We start from the raw sequence: 20,296 nt of genomic DNA, 5'->3' as shown, positions 1-20,296 counted from the left end.
AGACGACATGGTCCACGCCCAGCCCGTCCAGGGAGGCCCGCCGCCCGCCCGCGGCGGTCGTCCGAAGCGACCGATGTGGCACTGGCTGCTGCTGGCCGGCGTCGCCGCGGTGGGTCTGCTCGTCGTCGGCGCGATGGCGGTGCTCATCGCGGTGCAGCTGCTGACGCGGGGGAACCCGCAGTCCACGCTCGAGGACTTCTACAGCGCGCTCGAGACCACCGACTGCGAGCTGTTCATGGACTCCACCACCGAGCAGTTCCGCACCGGCGCCGGTCTGACCAGCTGCGAGGTGTTCGAGCAGGAGCTCGGCGCGGTCAGCGCCGTGGACTAAGAGGTCGAGGACCGCATCAACCGTCAGGGCTATGCGGTGTTCGAGGTGACCGAGACGTACACGGTCGACGGGCAGCAGGTCGAGGTGCCGCTGCGCTACTACGTGCGACGCATCGACGGGCAGTGGGACCTCGACGGCATCGAGCTGCTCGAGCAGGGCGCCGAGCCGCTCACCTGAGCCGGCGCGGCTCCCGCGCGGCGGGATCGCGGTGGGCGCGGCAGCGCGCCCGGTAGGACTCCCCGCCGCCCACCTGCGCGGCGGTCGCGCGCCGGGCGTCGGCCCCGTCGTCGACCAGGCGGATGTGGAAGGCGGCGTCGGCCCCGCACACCGTGCACACCGCGGTGAGCTTCACGACCTCCTCGGCCCGCGCCATCAGCTCCGGCAGCGGGGAGAACGGCTCGCCGTCGTAGGTGAGGCACAGCCCGGCGACGGCGACGTCGATCCCGGCCTCGAGCAGCTGCTCGAGCACCGGCACGAGGGCGGGACCGAAGAACTGCGCCTCGTCGAGGGCGAGCAGCTCGACCCGGCCCTCGGCGCCCTCGGGCGCGTCCGGCAGCCCTCGCAGCACGTCCGGGTCCTCGAGCATCCGGGCGGGCGTGCTGCGGCCCAGATGGGTGCTGAGCCGGTCCGCGCCGCCGCGGTCGTCGAGGCTGTGGCCGACCACCTCGATGCGCCGACCCGCCAGGCGCGCCCGGTGCACGCGCCGCAGCAGCTCCTCGGTCTTGCCCGCGAACATCGGGCCCGCGATCACCTGCAGTCGTCCTGCCTCCATGGGGCGCATGGGAGCACAGTACGACCGCCGGCCGACATACAGTGCAGGGATGAGCACCCGTCGCCCCTCCCCGCTCGGCGGCCGACGTCCCTCCCGGGACGAGCTGACCGACTTCGCGACCCCCGACCCCGACGCGATCGACGACGTGCTGCCGGACCCACTCCGGGGCGAGGACCTGCGCCTGCTGATCGTCGGCATCAACCCGGGGCTGTGGACCGCGGCCGTGAACGCCCCCTTCGCCCGGCCCGGGAACCGCTTCTGGCCCTCCCTGCACCGCGCCGGCCTCACCTCCCGCCTCGTGGACGCCTCCCGGGGCCTGGACCCCGAGGACGAGCAGGACCTCCGCACCCGCGGCATCGGGATCACGAACCTGATCGGCCGTGCGACCGTGCGCGCCGACGAGCTGGGCCGCGAGGAGCTGCACGCGTCCGGCCGCCGCCTCGTCGAGCGGCTCGAGACGCTGCGTCCCCGCACGGTCGCGATCGCCGGGATCACCGCCTTCCGCACCGCCTACGCCCTGCCCCGCGCCCGGCTCGGCCGGCAGGACCCCGCCGAGGTCGAGGGCTGGCCGGCCGGGATCGACCTCCACGTCGTCCCCCAGCCCTCCGGCCTGAACGCCCACGCGACGATCGCCTCCCTCGCCGAGGACTGGCGCGTCGTGGCGGCCGCTGCGGGTGTCCGTCACATGGACGAGAGCTGACGGGCGCCTGACAGGACGCGGTCGCGGAGCGAACGTGCTGGTCGCTCGCCGGGCCGCCCCGAGCCGATGTCCTACAGTGCCTCCAGGCCCCGGTGCGTGCGCCGGAACATCCCGAGACTGGAGGAGGAACGGTGAGCAGCACCGAGCGCCCCGACAACCCCGATGACCACAAGCGGTTCTCCCTCGGCGAGGACTGGATCGCGACGCTCGTGGGGCTCGTCCTGTTCGGCGCCTGCATGGCCGGGCTGATCTCCCCGGAGCTGATCCCGTGAGCGCGACGGAGCGGACCACCGACGGCGCCGCGGCCGAGGCCTCCGCCCCCTCCCCCGCCCCGGCCCCGCGCGCCGCGCTCGGCTGGACCGTCGCGGGCCTCGTGATCGTGGTGGCCCTGGCCTGGCTGGTCTCGGTGCTCACCGAGGCGGTCCCCGAGCTCACCGAGGGCACCGCCGTCGGGAAGGTCGCGAAGTCGATCGAGTACCCGGTCTACGCGATCGCGCTCGGCTTCCTCGGCAACGCGGTGCTGTCCCTGACCGGGGTGCGCCGTCGCATGGCCGCGGCCTTCCGCACCGAGCTGTTCATCAAGGTGGGCCTGGTGCTGCTGGGCGCGACGGTGAACTTCGCGATCGTGGTGCGCGCGGCGGGTCCCGCCGTGCTCCAGGCGATCCTGCTGATCACCGTCGTCTTCGCCTTCACCTGGTGGTTCGCCGGACTGCTGGGGCTGGACGACAGGCTGCGGGCCCTGCTCGCCTCCGCCCTGTCGATCTGCGGGGTCTCCGCCGCCGTCGCGGCCGCCGGCGCCGTGGAGGCGAAGAAGGAGCAGCTCGCCTACACCGCCACCCTCGTGATCGTCTTCGCGGTGCCCTCGATCTTCCTGCTTCCCTGGCTCGCGGACCTGATGGGGCTGTCCCCCGCGGTCACCGGCGCCTGGATCGGCGGCAACATCGACACCACCGCCGCGGTGACGGCCGCGGGCGCGGTCGCCGGCGAGCAGCCGCTGCAGATCGCCTCGATCGTGAAGGTCACCCAGAACGCGCTGCTGGGCGTCGTCGCCGTGCTGCTGACGCTGTACTTCTCCTTCAAGGTCGCCCCCGCCGCCGGCCGGGCCGTCGCCGGCTCCGGCACGCGCCGCGTGGGAGATCGCCGCTCGCTGGCGATGCTCTGGGAGCGGTTCCCGAAGTTCGTGCTCGGCTTCCTGCTCGCCTCGGTCGTGGCGACGGTGCTCGCGGAGTCCCTCCCCGAGGCCGTCCTCGAGCCTCGGCTGGACGCCGCCAAGGAGCTGCAGACCTGGGCGCTGACCCTCGCCTTCGTCTCGATCGGCCTCGAGTTCAACGCCTCGAGCATCAGGGAGTCCGGCTGGAAGCCGATCGTCGTGTTCGCGGCGGCGACCGTCGTGAACCTCGTAGTCGGCCTGGGCCTGGCGCTGCTGCTCTTCCGCGGCTTCGCCTTCTGACCGCCCCGCGGGACGGGAGCCGGAGCGGGCCCCACGCAGGGCAGCGACCCCCTCGGCCCGAACCCGCTTGCGATGCCGGACCCCTCGTGCCAGGGTTGAGCGGACCCAGGCGGGGCGAAGAGGCCGAGCTGGGAGCACGGTCGTCCCCGCACGTCGAGCACCTGGAGGTCCACTGTGAAACTGCCCTGGCTCACGCCCGTCCTCGAAGCGACCGGCCCCGTCGTCTCGGTCCACCTCGACACCACCCGGACCGACCCCCAAGCGGCTGGCGAGCTCGAGGCCCGCTGGGCGCGGATGCGCTCCACCCTCGCGGCCGACGGCGCCCCGCAGGCGCTGCTCGCGCAGATCGAGGAGACGGTGCTCAGCCCCTCCACCCTCGGCGGACGTCAGGGCCGCTCCGTCTTCGCGACCGACGACGGGATCCTCGTGGACCGGGTGCTTCCGGCGCCCCCGCTGCAGGAGTCGGCCCACCGGGGCGAGTTCCCGCAGCTGCTGCCGCTGCTGCAGCTGATCCCCTTCGCCGTGCGCCAGCTGCTGGTGGTCGTGGACCGGGCCGGCGCCGACCTGCACCTGCGAGCACCGGAGAACCCGTCGATCGCCCACGGCCCGAACGGTCTGGGAGAGGACGCGACCGTCGAGGGCGGCCACGACGTCCTCCACAAGGCGAGCGTCGGAGGCGGGCCCCAGCACGGCTGGCGGGCCGACAACTTCGAGGCCCGCGTCGAGGACTCCTGGGAGCGCAACGCCGACGCGGTCGCCGAGGCCGTCGAGCGCGCGCTGCGCGAGCACCGCGTGGACATGGTGATGCTCAGCGGCGACGTGCGCGCGATGGGACTGCTGCGCGAGGCGCTGGGCCGTGAGACCCGCGAGCGGCTCCTGGAGGTCCCCGGCGGCAGCCGCGGTGCCGCGCTGGACCGCGGCCCCTTCCGCGAGGCGCTCACCCGCACCACCGAGGAGTTCATCGCCGGGAGGCAGCGGGACCTCGAGAGCCGCTTCCGCGAGAGCCAGGCGCGCGACGGCGCCTCGGTGGGCGGCGCGACCGAGGTCGCCCAGGCGATCGGCCGCGGCCAGGTCGAGGAGCTCGTGTTCGTTACCGGCGGGGAGCCCGCCGGGATCGAGGAGCTGCTGCGCACGGCTCTGGCCATCGACGCCTCGGTCTCCGCCCTGCAGGAGGACGCGCTCGGGATCCCCGAGGGCGTCGGCGCGCTGCTCCGCTGGAAGGACGAGGCCACCCCGTCCAACAGCATCGGCTCGATGTCCGGGGACCGCGCCCGCGAGTGAGCGTCGTCGACCGACGGGGGCTGCCGTCCCCGTCGGCCGACCCCGCCTCCGGCAGCGACGGCCCGGGCCGTCCGGTCCCCGGTCCCCGGTCCCCGGTTCCCGGTTCCCGGTCCCGACCGATCGGCCCCCGGCCTCGACATCGGCCCGGCCCGCGCGCCAGCATGGAGATGCCGGTCACGTCCGGCACGACGGCACCCCGTCCGGGGGTCGTGGACGCAGGACGGAGAAGGAGGAGCAGTCATGCCCGAGGCATGGAGCGCGAAGCGCGAGCGCCAGTACCAGCACATCAAGGACGGCCAGCTCGACAAGGGCGTCCCCGAGGACGAGGCCGAGGAGATCGCGGCCCGCACCGTGAACAAGACCCGCGCCCAGGAGGGCGAGTCCGAGGAGGCGAGCCGCGTGTCCCTCGAGGACGACGCCCCGTCCGAGCGGGGCGGCCGCCGCTCGCACAGCGGGGCGCAGGGGCGCACGAAGGAGCAGCTGTACGAGGACGCCCGTCGGGAGGGGGTCGAGGGCCGCTCGACGATGACCAAAGACGAGCTGGAGGACGCGCTCGAGGACCGTTGACAGCCCGAGGGTGACCGCCCGTGGGCGGAAGGTCGGTCGCAGATCTCCCCCGAACCCACGGGCGACGTTCGGGAGCTTCCCAGGGACGCCGCCTACTCTCGCGGATGGCAACGGGGGAGTATCCGCCACGCTGCGCACGTCACCACGGGGACCGCCGAACGGGCCCCCGGGCGCAGCGGCCTGTCAGAGGTCATGACAGGTGGAGAGACCCGGGATCGTCTCACGACCCGGAAGGTCCTCCATGACCGTCTCCCCCCTGATCTGGGCCGTCACCATCATCGTGGTGCTCGGGCTCCTCGCCTTCGACTACATCTTCCACGTGCGCAAGGCGCACATCCCGACCCTGCGCGAAGCAGCCGTGTGGTCCGCTCTCTACGTCGGCATCGCGCTCGCCTTCGGCGTGCTCGTCCTCGTCTTCGGCGGCGTCGACATGGGCACCGAGTACTTTGCCGGGTACGTCACCGAGAAGGCCCTCTCGGTAGACAACCTCTTCGTCTTCCTGATCATCATCGCCGGCTTCTCCGTGCCGCGCGAGGACCAGCAGAAGGTGCTGCTGTTCGGCATCACCTTCGCGATCATCGCGCGCTCGGGCATGATCGCCCTCGGCGCCGCCGCGATCGACAACTTCTCCTGGGCCTTCTACCTCTTCGGCGCGATCCTGCTCTACACCGCGATCAAGATGATCGTGGACGAGCTGAAGGAGGACTCCCACGAGGATTCCGAGGGCGTCTTCGTGCGCCTGGTGAAGAAGGTCCTGCCCGCGACCGACGAGTACGACGGCGACAAGCTCTTCACCATCGAGAACGGCAAGCGCGTCCTCACCCCGATGCTGCTGGTCATGATCGCCATCGGCGCGACCGACATCCTCTTCGCGCTCGACTCGATCCCGGCGATCTTCGGCCTCACCCAGAACACCTACATCGTGTTCACCGCGACCGTGTTCTCCCTGCTGGGCCTGCGTCAGCTGTACTTCCTCATCGACGGGCTGCTCGACCGCCTGGTCTACCTCTCCTACGGCCTCTCGATCATCCTCGCCTTCATCGGCGTGAAGCTCGTCGTGCACGCGCTGCACGAGAACGAGCTGGGCTTCATCAACGGCGGCGAGGCCGTGCACGCGATCCCGGAGATCACCACCGCCTTCTCGCTCAGCGTGATCATCGGCGTCCTCACCGTCACGGTCCTCGCCTCGCTGCTGTCCCCGAAGGGCCGGGCGCAGGCCGCGGTGAACGACGCCCATCACGAGGCCCGCGCCTATCTCGAGATGACCTACCGCTCCTTCGAGGAGCAGCGGGACGCGATGTACGAGAAGATGCTCGCCCACGAGAAGATCGTCGACGGCCTGCCCGCGAAGTACGAGGACATCGTGGTGGCCGAGCACAGCGTGCGCGAGCTCCTCGCCGACGCCCACCGCGTGCACGAGGCGCGGCTCGCCTTCAACGAGCGGGGCGAGCGCTCCGACGAGCAGCCGGACGGCCTGCTGGTCACCCACCCCGACGGCACAGTCGCGACCGATCCCGGCGGCACGGTGATCACCCTCGTCGAGGAGAAGGAGCTGCGGGAGACCAAGGAGGCCAAGCGCCGCGCCCGCGAGCAGGCGCGCGCCGAGCACGCCGAGGCGCGCCGGGGCTGAGCGGGGGCCCGTCGAGCCGGGCGGCCCCACCGTGCCGCCCCCGGTAGGGCGGCCCCACCGTGCCGCCGCCGGCCGGCCGGCCCACCGGGCAGCCTGCGCCGGGCAGCCCCATCGGGCCGGCATCCCGCGGCTCGCCGCCCGTCGGCCCTCAGGACCAGGGTCGGTCACGGGCGCTGGGCGTCACGATGTGGCTATATCGCCGCATCGTGACGCCCAGCGCCATCTCTCGGCCGTCGTCCGGCCCGCTCGCGGCGTCCGAGCACGCCGCGCACGAGCAGCACCTGCGCCGCGACATAGGTCGCCATCACCCACACCTCGTGCACCGGGAGGGTGAGCACGTCGAAGGTGTTCAGGGCGATGAGGGAATCGGAGACCACGAACACCGCTCCCCCGATCCCGCCGCGCACGCCGAGGCCGGTGGCCAGCACCGCCATCGCGCAGATCGCCGCGGCGTAGACCACCAGCGCGGGCAGCAGCACCCCGGCCGACGGGGCGCACAGCCCCACGATCACCACGGCGGCGGCGAGATAGGGCAGCACCGCGGCCGGGCGCGCGAGCAGCGAGCCTCCCCGCAGCGGCCACAGCGCGAGCGCGTAGACGATCTGGGCGAGCAGGAAGCTGCCGAGCATGGCGAGGAACTGCGCCTGCCCCTCGAGGAGCCGCGGCAGGGTGTCCCCCGCCCACGAGAGCACGAGCCCCAGCGCGAAGAGCCGGACCAGCCGGCCGCGCGCGGGCTCCGTCCCGGCCAGCAGCGCGCCGAGCAGCAGCGGCATCAGGAGCGGCTGGGTCACCTCCGCGACGGGCCCGCCGCCGTGCAGCTGCGCCCCGAGATGCACCGCCGTGACCAGGGCGAGCGCGAGAAGCGCTGCCCGGGTCGCGGCGCCGACGCCTCCTCGCATCCCGCGCATGGCCCGAGCCTACGCGGGCGGGCATCGCGGCCGGCGCGCACCGGACGGGCGCACCGTCGGCCGGGAAACCGGATGACGGCGCGTCCGGGACCGGGCAGACTGGCGGGATGATCGAGACCTCCCCCTCGAGCCCGTCGTCGACCACGGCCGACGCCGGGACTCCCCCGCCCGCCGACCTCGATCAGCTCCTCGCCCTCGCCGCCGATCACGGGCTCGACCTCCTCGGCGACTCGCTGCGCACCGAGGAGATCGGCCTCGACTTCCGCGTCGCCTTCGCCCGAGCACGGGACGGCCAGGACTGGGTGCTGCGCATCCCCCGTCGCACGGAGGTGCTGACCCGCGCCGCGGTCGAGGGCCGGCTGCTCGCCCACCTCGCCCCGCACTTGGACGTCGCGATCCCCGACTGGCGGATCAGCACGGAGCGCCTGATCGCCTATCCCCTCCTGCCCGGCACACCGGGGCTGACCGTCGACCCCGACGGCACGGTCCGGTGGCACCTGGACATGGCCTCGACCGAGTACGCCCGCACCCTCGGCGCCTTCCTCGCCCAGCTCCACGCCGTGGACCCCCTCGCGGCGGCCGCCACCGGGATCCCGTCCCGCACCCCGGAGCAGGTGCGCGACACCTGGCGCGAGGACCTCGCCCGCGTCGCGGAGGCCTTCCCGATCGCCCCCGCCCTGCGGGAGCGCTGGGAGGCGTGGCTGGCGGAGGACTCCTACTGGCCGGACCGCAGCGTGCTCACCCACGGCGAGGTCTACCCGGGCCACACCCTCGTGGAGGGCGAGCGGCTCAGCGCAGTGCTCGACTGGACCACCGCGTCCGTCGGCGATCCGGCGCGGGACTTCATGTTCCACCGCGCGAGCGCTCCCCCGGAGGCCTTCGCGGCGACCCTCACCGTCTACGAGGCCGGCGGCGGCACCGTCCACCCACGGCTCGGCGAGCACGCCGAGGAGATGTTCTCCGCCTCCCCGCTCGCCTACGGCCTCTATGCGCTGGAGACCGGCGCACAGGAGCATCGCGCCGCGGCGGCCGCCGCGCTCGACCCGCCGGACGCCGGCTGAGGCCGGCGCGAGGGAGGTCGGCAGGACCGGGCGCCAGGGAGAGCAGACCGGGCCCGCCGTCGCGAGCCCGACGAGCCGCGCGCCGTCGGCCGACCGCGCAGTGGACGGGCTCTATGAAGGGCGCCACAGGACGCGCCATGACTCACACCGCGCCACCCCGAACAGGAAGGTCACCGCATCGCCGCAGGTCAGCGACGCACAGAACCTCCCTCGGCGAGTCATGCCCTCGAACCGGAAGAGTAAAACCCCGGTCAGATCCGGGCCCGGGTCCTTGCCGGGACGGGGCCGGGAGCCCCTACGGTGGCCGACGTCAGAAGAGGTCGAGCCGCGCCCGCCCGGGGCCGCCGACCACCCACGACGTGAGAGGACGTCCCCTTGTCCAAGCACAGCACCCACGCTCAGCGCACCTCCCGCGCTGCCACCTTCCGCCGCGGCCTCAGCCGCTCGGCCGTCGCCGTCGCCGGCGGCGCCGTCGTCGCCTCCGGCATGATCGCCGCGACGACCACCTCCGCCTCGGCCGCCACCGGCTGGGACGAGGTCGCCGCCTGCGAGTCCGGCGGCAACTGGTCCACCAACACCGGCAACGGCTACTACGGCGGCCTGCAGTTCTCCGACCAGACCTGGGACGGCTACGGCGGCGAGCAGTACGCCCCCACCGCCGACCAGGCCACCAAGAGCCAGCAGATCGCGATCGGCGAGCGCGTCCTGGAGGGCCAGGGCGCGGGCGCATGGCCCAACTGCGGCGGCCCGCTCTCCGGCGGCGCCGACACCTCGGGCGCCCCCGCGGCCGAGGAGCAGGAGGAGGCCCCCGAGCAGGAGCAGCAGGCCCCGGCCGAGGAGCAGGAGCAGCAGCAGGCTCCCGAGCAGCGCGAGTCCGACCAGCAGGCCAACCGCTCCACCGAGCGCGAGAGCACCGAGCCCCAGGGCGACTGGAGCTGCGACGGCGACGGCATCGCCGACAACTGCGACGAGAACGGCTTCACCAAGGAGACCGAGAAGAAGCAGGAGGAGCCGAAGCAGCAGGAGACCCCGGCCGAGGAGGCCGCCCCGGCCCCGCAGGAGTCCAAGGGCGAGCCCGGCTCCAAGGCCACCGGCGACCTCTCCGTCGCCGGCACCCTCGCGGTCGACGGCAAGATGGGCCCGAAGACCATCACCGCCCTCCAGGACTGGCTGGGCGTCGAGCAGACCGGCGAGATGGACGAGGAGACCACCCTCGCCCTGCAGGCCTGGGCCAAGACCTCGCAGGACGGCAAGATCGGCGAGGACACCGTCGCCGGCCTGCAGCACGAGATCGGCGCCACCCAGAGCGGCTCCGACGAGATCGACGGCGACACCGTCGAGGTCCTCCAGGCCTTCCTGAACCTCTACTGAGCCTCGCCGCGGCCGCGCCCCCGACGGGGCGATAACCGCCTGCGGCACCGCCGCACACCTCCCGGACGGCCGGGTCGCCCCTCGTGGGCGGCCCGGCCGTCCGTCGTCGCCGCCAGCGCCTCCGAGGCCCCGCGTGACGCACCGGCGTGCGTGGCCGGGCGCAGCTCCGCTCGGCGCACCGAGCCGTCCGCCGGGCCTCCACTGGCAACTATTGGCAACGAGCCAGAGAACATGAGCCGCCACCCGGCGACGTGACCTACATCTCTTCTTCGCAGTAAGAACATCGTCGCTGGTGAGACCTCTGTTACTCGCCAGGCAACAAGTTCGAGACCATTCGGCAACACTGCAACCTCCGGCAACATCGCCACCTCCTCAGCGCTCCTGACCAGACTCTCAGCACCCCACCTCGCCGGTCCGCCGGAGAGCACCGCGATCAGAGCAGCCCGCACCCCCGCGCATGCCGCTCTCGCGACTCAAGGATGAGCCCGAAGGAGCTACGACGATGAGCACCACCGCAGCGACACCCGCGACACCCGCGCAGAAGAAGGACATCAGACCGTTCAGCTGGCGCGACAAGCTCGGCTACATGTTCGGCGACTGGGGGAACGACTTCACGTTCATCCTCCAGTCCACGTTCTTCATGATCTTCTACACGAACGTCATGGGCATCAGCGCCGGCCACGTCGGCACCCTGCTCTTCGTCGCGCGCATCCTCGACGCGTTCACCGACGTCGGTGCCGGCCGTCTGATCGACACCCTGAAGCCCGGCCGCTCCGGCCGCTTCAAGCCCTGGCTGCTGCGGATCATGATCCCGGTGACGATCATGGCGTTCCTGATGTTCTCGCCCTTCGTGGCCGACGGCGCCTACGGCACCCGCCTGGCCTGGATGGTCGCCACCTACATCCTGTGGGGCTCGGTCTTCTACACCCTGATCAACATTCCCTACGGCTCCATGGCCTCGGTGATCTCCAACGACCCCGGCCACCGCGCCTCGCTGTCGGTGTTCCGCTCCCTCGGCGGCACCCTCGCGAACCTCGCGATCTCCGTGCTCCTGCCCCTGGTCGTCTTCGTCCAGGTCTCCGGCCAGTCGGAGATGTCCGGGACCCGGATGATGTGGGCCGCCCTCGGCTGCGGCGTCCTCGCCGTGATCTGCTACCTGCTGTGCGTCGTCAACGTCGAGGAGCGCATCACCACCCCGCCGAAGCAGAAGGACCAGCGCCAGGGCCTCGGCCGAGCGCTGGGCTCGATGCTCACCAACCGCGGCCTCACCGGCCTGATCGCCACCGCCCTGTTCATGCTGGTCGCCTTCATGATGCTCGGCGGCATGATGCCGTACATGCTCAACGAGTACTTCAACAACGGTCAGCTCCTGAGCCTGGTGAACTTCGTGGGCCTCGCCCCCACCCTGCTGCTGGTCCCCGTCGCCTCGAAGCTCGCCAAGACGTTCGGCAAGAAGGAGGTCGGCACCGTCGGCCTGATCCTCGGCGTGATCTCCGGCGTGCTGCTGTTCGTGATCCGGACCGACAGCCCCTACGTGTTCATGGTCGGCTACGCCCTGCTGATGCTCGGCGTCTCCGCGCTGAACATCCTCATCTGGGCGTTCATCACCGATGTGATCGACCTGCAGGAGATCCGCACCGGCGAGCGCAACGACGCGACCGTCTACGGCATGTACTCCTGGTCCCGCAAGCTCGGCCAGGCGATCGCCGGCGGTCTCGTCGGCTGGGCGCTCGGCTGGATCGGCTACCAGTCCGGTGGCGTGGAGCAGAGCCAGTCCGTGCTCGACGGCATCTACACCCTCGGCACCCTCGTCCCCGCCCTGCTGCTGCTGGTCTCGCTGCTGGCCCTCATCTTCTGGTACCCGCTGACCAAGAAGCGGGTCGACGAGAACGTCGCGATCCTCGAGGAGCGTCACGCGGCGGCCGCCGCCTCGGCCTCCGAGCAGGCCTGATCCCCGTGCGTCGGCGGCCCCGGCCACGGGTCCGCCGACGCACATAGGCTCGACGGAGACGGAGAGCGCGTTCCTCCCGCCCTCCCTCCCCTCGCTCCTCGTTCCCACCAGATCCACCCGCGTCCCCTCCCGGGAGCGCGTCACCACCGCAGAACGGAGACACCATGTCGGAGAAGAACGTCCGCCTCGGCATCATCGGATTCGGCGCCCAGGGCGGCATGTACGCCGGCCTCCTGGCCGACGGGAAGATCGCGGGCATGACGCTCGGCGCCATCGCCGACACCGATCCCGCGAAGAAGGATGCCGTCGCGGAGAAGCACGCCGGCACCCCCTTCTACGACGACTACGTCGCGATGCTGGACTCCGGGGAGGTCGACGCCGTGGTCACCACCGTGCCGCACTACCTCCACCCCGAGATGACGATCACCGCGATCGGCAAGGGCATCCACACCCTCACCGAGAAGCCCGCGGGCGTCTACACCAAGCAGGTCGAGGAGATGAACGCCTTCGCGGCCGAGCATCCCGAGACCACCTTCGCCATCATGTTCAACCAGCGCACCAACCCGGTCTACACCGACCTCAAGGCGCTGATCGACTCCGGCGAGCTCGGCACGCTGCGCCACACCTCGTGGATCATCACCTCGTGGTGGCGTCCGCAGGGCTACTACGACCAGTCCGAGTGGCGCGCGACCTGGGGCGGCGAGGGCGGCGGCGTGCTCGTCAACCAGGCTCCCCACCAGCTGGACCTGTGGCAGTGGCTCGCCGGCACCCCGAAGAAGGTCTTCGCGAAGCTCGCCTTCGGCTTCCAGCGCGACATCGCCACCGAGGACGAGGTCAACGCGCTCGTCGACTTCGGCGAGGGCGTCACCGGCCACTTCATGACCTCGACCAACGACATCATCGGCACCGACCGCCTCGAGCTGCTGTTCGACAAGGGCAAGGTCGTCGTCGACAAGTCGAACAAGGTCACCGTCTACCGCTTGTCGGAGGACGAGCGCAGCCTCAGCGACAAGATGACCATGCAGGACGTGGCCAAGCTGTTCCGCGGCGAGATGGATCCCTCCTCGCTGTACACCGTCGAGGAGAAGAGCTACGAGTCGGCCTGGGGCCAGCAGCACATCGACGTCCTCACCAACTTCGCCGCGCACGTCAACGACGGCACCCCGCTGATCGCCGACGGCGCCGAGGGAATCAACGGCGTGCGCCTGGCCTCCGGCATGCAGCTGTCGGCCTGGACCGGCCGCGAGATCGACCTGGTCGACTACCCGGCCGAGGAGTACCTCTCCGAGCTCAACAAGCGCATCGAGGAGGAGGGGAAGTTCCCCACCCGCTCCTGAGCGCTCGCCCTGCGGCCCGGCGCCGACCTCCCGTCGGCCCGGGCCGCGCCCGCCTCCCCACCGCCACCGCACTCTTCGAAGGAGAACACCCATGCCCGTCCTCGGACTCCAGCTCATGATGCTCAAGGACCAGATCAACGAGAAGGGGATGTACGAGGTCCTGCGCCAGGTGCGCGAGCTCGACATCGACGCCGTCGAGGTCTCCCAGGTGGAGATGACCGACGAGCTCATCGACGACCTCGTGCGCGGCAAGGCTGACCTCGGCGTCGAGACCGCCGCGATGAGCGTCTCGATCGCCCCGGGCGGCAACGGCTTCGCGCTCGAGACCGAGTTCGACCGCGCCGTCGAGGCGTGCGAGAAGACCGGTGCGCGCTTCCTGCGCATCGGCATGATGCCGTTCTCGGCGATGACCTCGAAGAAGGCGGCCGAGGGCTGGGCGGCCTCCGTCGAGCCCTATGCGGCACGTCTCGCGGAGGAGGGCATCACGCTCTGCTACCACAACCACCACGTGGACCTCATCCAGTTCGACGGCGAGCGGATCTTCGACATCGTGCGCCGCGTCGCGCCCTCGCTGCTGTTCGAGGTGGACCTGCACTGGGTCCAGCGCGGCGGCATGGCTCCGCTGGACATGCTCGAGGCCTATACCGGCGCCTGCAAGCTCATCCACGTCAAGGACTTCCGCGTCGCGCCGATGCCCGAGGACGCCGTGAAGCGCTTCGACGCCGGCGAGATGGACATGAAGGAGTTCTACGGGACCTTCCTCTCCCTCGGACAGTTCGCCGAGGTGGGCCAGGGCAACATGAACTGGCCCGCGCTGCTGCCCGCCGCGGAGAAGGCCGGCGCCGAGTACTTGCTCATCGAGCAGGACGACACCTACGGCCGCGACCCGATCGACTGCATCCGCGAGTCCCGCGAGTACCTGAGGTCCATCGGCTACTGAGCGACGGTCGCCCGCCGGGCGACTCGGCGCTCCGGCCCGACACGTGCGCCCCGGGCCCGCCTGCATGACCCGGGCCTGCCTGCAGAATCGGGACTCAGGCGGCATGCCGCGGAGCTCAGCGCCGCGGCGTGCCGCCTGAAGCCCCTTTCTGCAGACACCCCCTTCACGCGACGCCCGCCGTCCGTGCCCCGGACGGTCCGGCGGGCGTCGTCGTCCCCGCGGGGCTCGCCCCGGTCCTCTCACACGACCCGGGCTCCGCCCTCGACTCGGGCCCCTCCCTCCGGCCCAGAGCCCTCCCCCGGGCCCAGGTCCACCGCTTCGCCCGGCCCGCCTCGCGGCCCGGCGACGATTCTTCTTCCGCCCTCTTGCGCTTGACGCGACGTCAAGCGGAATGATCGTGATCGCACCGAAGGAGACCGACGAGAGGAGGAGCCATGGCGTCGCCACGGCACCCGGCCCGGGAGTGGTCGATCCAGGAGATCGTCCGCAGCACCGGCGTCACCAGCCGCACCCTGCGCCACTACCAGAAGGTGGGCCTGCTCGCCCCGAGCCGCACCGGCCACGGCGGGCAGAGGTTCTACGACGACGCGGCCCTGCTGCGCCTGCAGCGGATCCTCGTCCTGCGCGAGCTGGGGCTCGGGCTGCCCGAGATCGGCCGCGTGCTCGACGAGCAGGTCGAGACGGTCTCCGCACTGCGGGCGCATGCCGCGCAGCTCGAGAGGGAGCAGGAGCGCCTGTCCCGCATCGTCGCCTCGGTGCAGTCCACGATCCGGATTCTCGAGACAGGAGGAGAGCTCATGACGGACACGATGTTCGACGGATTCGACCACACGCAGCACCGCGAGGAGGTCGAGGAGAGGTGGGGCGAGCAGGCCTACGCCGATTCCGACCGGTGGTGGCGCTCGCTGAGCGACACGGAGAAGGAGGCCTTCCGCGAGGAGGTCGACGCCCTGGTGGCCGGCTTCGCCGACACCTCGGCGCGCGAGCTGCCCGCGCAGCACGAGGAGGTCCAGGCGCTGACGGCCCGGCTGTACACCTGGATCAGCGCGGGCTGGGGCGGGAAGCGGCCCGGCGCCGAGGCCTTCGTCGGCATCGGCGACATGTACGTCGCCGATCCCCGCTTCGGGGCGACCTTCACGGTCGACGGCCGGCCCTTCGCCGAGCACGTCCGCGACGCGATGACGGTCTACGCGCTCGAGCACCTGGAGTGATGACCCGCCCCCGCCCGCAGGGGCCCGGACGCCGAGAGGCGTACGGGCCCCTGCGTCGTCCTGCTGCGTCAGGCACCGAGCGGGGAGCGCTCCGCGGGCCCGGCACCGTCGACGCGGCCCGCACCGTTACCATTTCGTGATTCGCCCCACGCCGTCGGCACTGTGACCGGCTTCCTGGACGCTCCCGGAACGCGGCACCAGGGTTCGGGGCGTACCGTCGCCCGGGCCAACGATCCCAGGAGGCACAGTGAAGGTCCGAAGCACCTCAGCCCTGCGGCGCACCCTCGCCGCGCTCACGCTCACCGCCGCGCTCGGTCTGACCGCCGCGTGCAGCAGCGGGCAGGACGATCCCTCGCAGGCGTCCGACGGCGGCGGGCAGGCGGCACCGGCCGCCTCCGACGGCGGCGGCGCGGCCGGCGACCCGCAGGCCCAGCAGCCCCAGGAGGCCGACGTCTCCGACGTGCCCGAGGTCGTCGCGACCGTCAACGGCACGGAGATCACCAAGGACGACTTCGTCCAGACCTACCAGTCCCAGTACCAGCAGATGGCGATGCAGCAGCAGGCCGGCGGGCAGGCGCCCGACGAGGAGCAGCTGAAGACCCAGGTCGCCGAGCAGCTCGTGAGCAACGAGCTGCTGCGCCAGGGGGCCGAGGACGCGGGCATCAAGGCCACCGACAAGGACATCGACACCACCCTCGACGAGATCGCGGAGCAGAGCGGTCTGGGCTCGGGGGACGAGGTGGTCAGCGCCCTCGAGCAGCAGGGCATCTCCGCGGAGCAGGTCCGCCAGGACGCCGCCTCGCAGTTCGCGATCACGACCTACATCGAGCAGGAGGCCGATATCGCCGAGCCGAGCGATGAGGAGCTGAAGGCCCAGTACGACGCGATGGTCGAGCAGCAGTCCGCCGCCGGCGGCTCCGCCGAGGAGGTCCCCTCCTTCGAGGAGATGAAGGACCAGCTCGCCCAGCAGGCCACCATGCAGCAGCAGAACGAGGCCGCCACCGAGATCGCCGGGAAGCTGCGCGAGTCCGGGGACGTCACCATCAACGTGTGACGCCGCGCCGGGGCCGGGCGACCGCGGGTCCGGCATCGACACGCACATCGAGAGGCAGATCTCGACCGGTATCTCTCCTCGATACCGGTCGAGATCTGCCTCTCGATTCCTGAAGGATTCCGGCGGGGCTGCCCCGCCGGGACTCGTCCGCTCCGTCTCAGACGGTGCCGGCGCGGAGCGACTCGGCGATGTGCTCCGCCTGACGGATCGCGAGTGCCACGATCGTCAGCGTCGGGTTCGCCGCGGCGCCGGTGGTGAACTGCGAGCCGTCCGAGACGAACAGGTTCGGCACGTCGTGCGCCCGGCCGAAGCGGTCCACGACCCCGTCCTCCGGCCGCTCGCTCATGCGGCAGGTGCCCAGGTTGTGGGTCGAGGGGTACGGCGGGGTGCGGTGCGTGCCCACCGCGCCGACGGCCTCGTACAGCGCCTCGGCCCGCCCGTAGGCGTGCTCGCGCATGGAGAGGTCGTTGGGATGGTCGTCGAAGTGGACGTGCGCGACCGGCAGTCCGTGCTGGTCCGTGACGGTGGGGTCGAGCGTGACGGCGTTGGACTCCTGGGGCATGTCCTCCCCCACCAGCCAGCAGCCGGCGGTGTTCTCGTAGGCGTCCAGCAGCCGGGTGAAGCTCGGCCCCCAGGCGCCGGGCTCGGCGAAGGTCGCCAGGAAGGCGGGCCCGAGAGAGATGGTCTGGATGTAGTAGCCGCCGGCGAAGCCGCGGGAGGGATCGTGCACGGACTCGTCGCTGATGTTCCCGGCCATGGTCTCGCCGCGGTACATGTGCACCGGCTTGTCGAACTGCGCGTACACGCTGCCGGTCATGTGGCGCATGTAGTTGCGGCCCACGAGGCCGGAGGAGTTCGCGAGCCCGTCGGGGAACAGCGACGAGGAGCTCAGGTGCAGCAGGCGCGGCGTCTCGATCGCGTTGCCGGCGACGCACACGAGCTTCGCGGCCTGGCGGTGCAGGTTCCCCTCGGTGTCGAGGTAGAGCACTGCGTCGACCCGTCCCGTCCGGTCGTGCAGGATCTGCGCGACGTGCGAGTCCGGGCGCAGGTCGAGCTTGCCCGTCTCGAGGGCGCGCGGGATCTCGCGCACCATCGTCGACCACTTCGCGCCGCTCTTGTCGCCCTGGAAGTTGAAGCCGTCCTGGATCGAAGCGGGTCGGCCGTCATAGGGCTCGGCGTTGGTGCCGTAGGGGCCGGTGGCGTAGTGGCGGTAGCCGAGCTTCTCGGCGCCCGCAGCGAGGACCTTGTAATTGTTGTTCGCCGGCAGCGGCGGTCGGCCCCCGCGGTGGGTGGAGCCGATCGCGTCCTCAGCGCGGGTGTAGTACGGCTCGAGCTCCTCGTAGCTCAGCGGCCAGTCCATCAGGCTCGCGCCGTCGACCCGGCCGTAGGTGCTGCGGGTGCGGAACTCGTGCGGCTTGAAGCGCGGGGTCGCCCCGGACCAGTGGGTGGTGGTGCCGCCGACGGCCTTGACGATCCAGGCCGGCAGGTTCGGGAAGTCCTTCGCGATGCGCCAGCTGCCGGAGGTGGTGCGGGTGTCGGCCCACGCCATCTGGTCGAAGGCGGCCCATTCGAGGTTCATGTAGTCCTCGCCGCGCAGGTACGGGCCGGCCTCGAGCAGCACGCACTCGATGCCCGCCTTGGTCAGCTCGTAGGCGAGGGTGCCGCCGCCGGCGCCCGACCCGATGATGACGACGGCCTCGGTGGAGTGGTCGATGCTGCTCATGCCTGCTGCCCCTTCGTCCCGCGGCCGGTGCGTCCGGCGCGCGCCCTGCTCTGTCCGGCCGGGACGGCGGCGCCCCGGACGCTCTTCGTGGTCGCCCCGCGGGGGAGATCGGAGACGACCTCCTCCAGCGGCTCCCCGTCGTACTCCTCGATCCGCGGATCCGGCAGCCAGTCCAGATCGTCGAAGCCGCGGTGGAGGTAGCCGCCCTTCTCGAAGGACGGGCCCTCGTAGCCGATCACCTCCCAGACCTCCTCGTCCTCGTAGAGGCTGACCACCACGGTCTGCCGCACGAAGCCGAAGAAGGTCGTGTGCTGGATGCGCAGCAGCAGCGGCAGCGCCTCCTCGGGGCTCAGCTCGGCGAAGCGTCCGTCCGCGAGGGCCTCGAGGGAGTCGAGACCGTGGGCGAGCTTGACCCGCATCCACGCGCTCTCCTCCGCGGCGCAGCGGACGGTGTCCGCGGCCCGCCGGTAGGCCGAGTCCGGCACGCGCTCGTGCGGGAACGCGGCCTTGATCAGGGCGGTGAGCGTCGCCTCCGCCTCGTCGGTCCCTTCGATCTCGTTCACGGCCTCGTCGCCGTCCGGTGCGCTCATGGCGTCTCCTTCCCACTGCATCTTCGTCAGTGACCTGAGGCACACGATAGGCAGGGGCTGCGGCGAGCGCACAGCGCCGTTATCACCGGGCGAGAACGCCGACGGGTGCCGCGGTCAGTGGGCCTGCGCGCCCAGACGATAGGCGCGCCCGGCGCGGGAGGCGCAGGCCCGCACCCGGTCCTCGACATGGCGCAGACGCCCCTCATAGGCGGCGACCGGCGCGGAGACCGCGACGGTGCCCAGCAGCATCCCGTCGTCGGCCTTGATCGTCGCGGCGAGGCAGCTGGAGCCGGGCACGAACTCCTGGTGCTCCCAGGCGATGCCGCGCTCAACGATCTCGGCGAGCTGACGGCGCAGCTCCCCCGGGTCGACGAGGGTGCGGTCGGTGTGGGCACGCAGGGGCCCTGTCAGGTACTCCTCCTGCTCCTCGGGAGCGAGGGAGGCGAGCCCCGCCTTCCCGAAGGCGGTCGCGTGCGGGCTCTCGTGGAAGCCGAAGCCGAGCGGGGACAGCCGCGGAGCCTGCGGCGAGTCGGAGACGTGCACGACGACGAAGTCGGTGCCGCGGTGGATCGCGAGATAGGCGGCCATGCCCAGGTCACGATGCATGGCGTGGACCTCCTCGCGCACGGAGCGCGGGATGCCGAGATCGTCATGGAGGCCGACGGCCAGTCGGTGCAGCTTGTAGCCCAGTGCGAAGCGCTTCTCCGTGCGCAGGTGCACGAGGTACTCGGAGCGGATCAGCTCCTGCGCGATCCGGTACACCGTGGGCAGCGGGATCGAGGTCGCCTCGGAGATCCCTCGCGCGGTGCTGCTGCCGTGCTCCGCCACCGCCTCCAGCACCGCGATCGCCCGGGCGACCTGGCCGCCCTGGTCCTGGGCCGATCGGCCTGTGTCGTTCGAGGTCATCGTCGTCCTCCTTCCGGCGACCATTGTGCCCGAGCTCTGCTTCTTGCCCTGCGAGAATCGAGGTTCCCCGCGCGTGCCGGATACGGCAGGCTGGTCCCGTCACCTCTCAGAAAGGACCCGACGATGATCCTCATCAACGTGAAGTTCCCTGTGAAGCCCGAGTTCGCCGACCGCTGGCCCGAGATCGCGAGCGAGTTCACCGAGAACACGCTCGCCGAGCCGGGCAACCTGTGGTTCGAGTGGTCGCGCAGCGTCAAGGAGCCCAGCACCTACGTGCTCATCGAGGCGTTCACCGACGAGGGCGCCGGCCCGCACGTGGACTCCCCGCACTTCAAGAAGATGCAGGAGGAGTTCCCGCAGTACCTCACGGCGACGCCGCAGATCATCTCCCACCAGATCGACAGCGACGGCTGGGGCCCGATGGGGGAGATCACCGTCGACTGACGGCGGCGCGAGCTGCCGGCGCAGCAGCTCCTCCTGCCTCCCGGCAGGCTCGCCCGTCACCACGACGGG

The 20,296-nt window shown here is 71.5% G+C and carries 21 protein-coding genes; 16 read left to right on the top strand and 5 right to left on the bottom strand.

Annotated features, from left to right (window positions below; genetic code table 11):
* Window positions 1-7: 7 nt before the first annotated feature.
* Window positions 8-331: a hypothetical protein gene (locus A4A78_RS07765; RefSeq protein WP_062947760.1), complete on the top strand. Its 324-nt coding sequence runs from the start codon at window positions 8-10 to the stop codon at window positions 329-331.
* Between the two features lie 45 nt (window positions 332-376).
* The gene (locus A4A78_RS18260; protein ID WP_255360964.1) at window positions 377-508 is read left to right on the top strand and encodes a hypothetical protein; all 132 of its coding nucleotides are present in this window, start codon (window positions 377-379) and stop codon (window positions 506-508) included.
* On the opposite strand, the gene A4A78_RS07760 is transcribed toward A4A78_RS18260, so the two are convergent.
* Window positions 501-1,112 (bottom strand): thymidine kinase, encoded by a 612-nt coding sequence (locus A4A78_RS07760; RefSeq protein WP_062947758.1) that lies wholly within the window; start codon window positions 1,110-1,112, stop codon window positions 501-503. The two genes, A4A78_RS18260 and A4A78_RS07760, sit on opposite strands and share 8 nt — an antisense overlap.
* Window positions 1,113-1,152: 40 nt before the next feature.
* On the opposite strand from A4A78_RS07760, the gene A4A78_RS07755 reads away from it, so the two are divergent.
* From A4A78_RS07755 to A4A78_RS07735, 6 genes are all read left to right on the top strand, one after another.
* Window positions 1,153-1,803 carry a mismatch-specific DNA-glycosylase gene (locus A4A78_RS07755; protein ID WP_062947756.1) on the top strand — a complete coding sequence of 217 codons (651 nt, stop codon included), beginning with the start codon at window positions 1,153-1,155 and terminating at the stop codon, window positions 1,801-1,803.
* Window positions 1,804-1,934: 131 nt separating this feature from the next.
* Window positions 1,935-2,075 carry a hypothetical protein gene (locus A4A78_RS17930; RefSeq protein ID WP_166649388.1) on the top strand — a complete coding sequence of 47 codons (141 nt, stop codon included), beginning with the start codon at window positions 1,935-1,937 and terminating at the stop codon, window positions 2,073-2,075.
* Entirely contained in the window at window positions 2,072-3,253 is a 1,182-nt protein-coding gene (locus A4A78_RS07750) for a YeiH family protein (protein WP_062947754.1), read from the top strand. The genes A4A78_RS17930 and A4A78_RS07750 overlap by 4 nt, the downstream gene beginning before the upstream one ends.
* Before the next feature lie 174 nt (window positions 3,254-3,427).
* Entirely contained in the window at window positions 3,428-4,534 is a 1,107-nt protein-coding gene (locus A4A78_RS07745) for a Vms1/Ankzf1 family peptidyl-tRNA hydrolase (protein WP_062947752.1), read from the top strand.
* Between the two features lie 240 nt (window positions 4,535-4,774).
* Complete coding sequence (locus A4A78_RS07740; protein WP_062947750.1) at window positions 4,775-5,101, top strand: hypothetical protein; 327 nt, start codon at window positions 4,775-4,777, stop codon at window positions 5,099-5,101.
* Window positions 5,102-5,342: 241 nt separating this feature from the next.
* Window positions 5,343-6,731 carry a TerC family protein gene (locus A4A78_RS07735; protein ID WP_062947748.1) on the top strand — a complete coding sequence of 463 codons (1,389 nt, stop codon included), beginning with the start codon at window positions 5,343-5,345 and terminating at the stop codon, window positions 6,729-6,731.
* Between the two features lie 191 nt (window positions 6,732-6,922).
* On the opposite strand, the gene A4A78_RS07730 is transcribed toward A4A78_RS07735, so the two are convergent.
* Window positions 6,923-7,639, bottom strand: a complete 717-nt coding sequence (locus A4A78_RS07730) for a lysoplasmalogenase (protein WP_062947746.1) — start codon at window positions 7,637-7,639, stop codon at window positions 6,923-6,925.
* 107 nt (window positions 7,640-7,746) lie between these two features.
* Between A4A78_RS07730 and mphO the strand changes: the two genes are divergently transcribed.
* The 7 genes from mphO to rdfA all read left to right on the top strand — a co-directional run bounded on the left by mphO (window position 7,747) and on the right by rdfA (window position 16,564).
* The gene (mphO, locus tag A4A78_RS07725; RefSeq protein ID WP_062947744.1) at window positions 7,747-8,700 is read left to right on the top strand and encodes a macrolide 2'-phosphotransferase MphO; all 954 of its coding nucleotides are present in this window, start codon (window positions 7,747-7,749) and stop codon (window positions 8,698-8,700) included.
* Window positions 8,701-9,075: 375 nt separating this feature from the next.
* A complete protein-coding gene (locus A4A78_RS18255) occupies window positions 9,076-10,071 on the top strand; it encodes a transglycosylase family protein (RefSeq protein ID WP_062947742.1) in 996 nt (331 codons plus the stop codon).
* Between the two features lie 502 nt (window positions 10,072-10,573).
* Complete coding sequence (locus A4A78_RS07715) at window positions 10,574-12,022, top strand: MFS transporter (RefSeq protein WP_062947740.1); 1,449 nt, start codon at window positions 10,574-10,576, stop codon at window positions 12,020-12,022.
* 164 nt (window positions 12,023-12,186) lie between these two features.
* The gene (locus A4A78_RS07710; protein WP_062947738.1) at window positions 12,187-13,359 is read left to right on the top strand and encodes a Gfo/Idh/MocA family protein; all 1,173 of its coding nucleotides are present in this window, start codon (window positions 12,187-12,189) and stop codon (window positions 13,357-13,359) included.
* A 91-nt stretch (window positions 13,360-13,450) separates the two neighbouring features.
* A complete protein-coding gene (locus A4A78_RS07705; RefSeq protein WP_062947735.1) occupies window positions 13,451-14,299 on the top strand; it encodes a sugar phosphate isomerase/epimerase in 849 nt (282 codons plus the stop codon).
* Window positions 14,300-14,733: 434 nt separating this feature from the next.
* Window positions 14,734-15,510 (top strand): MerR family transcriptional regulator, encoded by a 777-nt coding sequence (locus A4A78_RS07700; protein WP_062947733.1) that lies wholly within the window; start codon window positions 14,734-14,736, stop codon window positions 15,508-15,510.
* A gap of 247 nt (window positions 15,511-15,757) precedes the next feature.
* Window positions 15,758-16,564 (top strand): rod-determining factor RdfA, encoded by an 807-nt coding sequence (rdfA, locus tag A4A78_RS07695; RefSeq protein ID WP_062947731.1) that lies wholly within the window; start codon window positions 15,758-15,760, stop codon window positions 16,562-16,564.
* A 157-nt stretch (window positions 16,565-16,721) separates the two neighbouring features.
* Here the strand turns inward: rdfA and A4A78_RS07690 are convergent, their stop codons facing one another.
* The 3 genes from A4A78_RS07690 to A4A78_RS07680 all read right to left on the bottom strand — a co-directional run bounded on the left by A4A78_RS07690 (window position 16,722) and on the right by A4A78_RS07680 (window position 19,783).
* A complete protein-coding gene (locus A4A78_RS07690) occupies window positions 16,722-18,287 on the bottom strand; it encodes a GMC family oxidoreductase (RefSeq protein ID WP_062947729.1) in 1,566 nt (521 codons plus the stop codon).
* Complete coding sequence (locus A4A78_RS07685) at window positions 18,284-18,877, bottom strand: hypothetical protein (RefSeq protein ID WP_062947727.1); 594 nt, start codon at window positions 18,875-18,877, stop codon at window positions 18,284-18,286. The genes A4A78_RS07690 and A4A78_RS07685 overlap by 4 nt, the downstream gene beginning before the upstream one ends.
* Before the next feature lie 114 nt (window positions 18,878-18,991).
* Entirely contained in the window at window positions 18,992-19,783 is a 792-nt protein-coding gene (locus A4A78_RS07680) for an IclR family transcriptional regulator (protein ID WP_062947725.1), read from the bottom strand.
* 123 nt (window positions 19,784-19,906) lie between these two features.
* Here A4A78_RS07680 and A4A78_RS07675 point away from each other — a divergent pair, with 123 nt between their 5' ends.
* Window positions 19,907-20,227, top strand: coding sequence for a putative quinol monooxygenase (locus A4A78_RS07675; RefSeq protein WP_053918546.1), 321 nt, complete (start codon window positions 19,907-19,909; stop codon window positions 20,225-20,227).
* Window positions 20,228-20,296: the final 69 nt, after the last annotated feature.

Origin of the sequence: Brachybacterium sp. sponge (assembly GCF_001613775.1) — a bacterium.
Taxonomy (GTDB): domain Bacteria; phylum Actinomycetota; class Actinomycetes; order Actinomycetales; family Dermabacteraceae; genus Brachybacterium; species Brachybacterium conglomeratum.
This window is presented reverse-complemented; position numbering and strand designations above follow the sequence as displayed.

Excerpts from the sequence above, each read along its gene's own strand:
- A4A78_RS07765 (WP_062947760.1), top strand. The coding sequence starts at position 8 with ATGGTCCACGCCCAGCCCGTCCAGGGAGGCCCGCCGCCCGCCCGCGGC.
- A4A78_RS07760 (WP_062947758.1), bottom strand. The coding sequence starts at position 1,112 with ATGCGCCCCATGGAGGCAGGACGACTGCAGGTGATCGCGGGCCCGATG.
- A4A78_RS07755 (WP_062947756.1), top strand. The coding sequence starts at position 1,153 with ATGAGCACCCGTCGCCCCTCCCCGCTCGGCGGCCGACGTCCCTCCCGG.
- A4A78_RS07740 (WP_062947750.1), top strand. The coding sequence starts at position 4,775 with ATGCCCGAGGCATGGAGCGCGAAGCGCGAGCGCCAGTACCAGCACATC.
- A4A78_RS07735 (WP_062947748.1), top strand. The coding sequence starts at position 5,343 with ATGACCGTCTCCCCCCTGATCTGGGCCGTCACCATCATCGTGGTGCTC.
- A4A78_RS07730 (WP_062947746.1), bottom strand. The coding sequence starts at position 7,639 with ATGCGCGGGATGCGAGGAGGCGTCGGCGCCGCGACCCGGGCAGCGCTT.
- mphO (WP_062947744.1), top strand. The coding sequence starts at position 7,747 with ATGATCGAGACCTCCCCCTCGAGCCCGTCGTCGACCACGGCCGACGCC.
- A4A78_RS07715 (WP_062947740.1), top strand. The coding sequence starts at position 10,574 with ATGAGCACCACCGCAGCGACACCCGCGACACCCGCGCAGAAGAAGGAC.
- A4A78_RS07710 (WP_062947738.1), top strand. The coding sequence starts at position 12,187 with ATGTCGGAGAAGAACGTCCGCCTCGGCATCATCGGATTCGGCGCCCAG.
- A4A78_RS07705 (WP_062947735.1), top strand. The coding sequence starts at position 13,451 with ATGCCCGTCCTCGGACTCCAGCTCATGATGCTCAAGGACCAGATCAAC.
- A4A78_RS07700 (WP_062947733.1), top strand. The coding sequence starts at position 14,734 with ATGGCGTCGCCACGGCACCCGGCCCGGGAGTGGTCGATCCAGGAGATC.
- A4A78_RS07690 (WP_062947729.1), bottom strand. The coding sequence starts at position 18,287 with ATGAGCAGCATCGACCACTCCACCGAGGCCGTCGTCATCATCGGGTCG.
- A4A78_RS07685 (WP_062947727.1), bottom strand. The coding sequence starts at position 18,877 with ATGAGCGCACCGGACGGCGACGAGGCCGTGAACGAGATCGAAGGGACC.
- A4A78_RS07680 (WP_062947725.1), bottom strand. The coding sequence starts at position 19,783 with ATGACCTCGAACGACACAGGCCGATCGGCCCAGGACCAGGGCGGCCAG.
- A4A78_RS07675 (WP_053918546.1), top strand. The coding sequence starts at position 19,907 with ATGATCCTCATCAACGTGAAGTTCCCTGTGAAGCCCGAGTTCGCCGAC.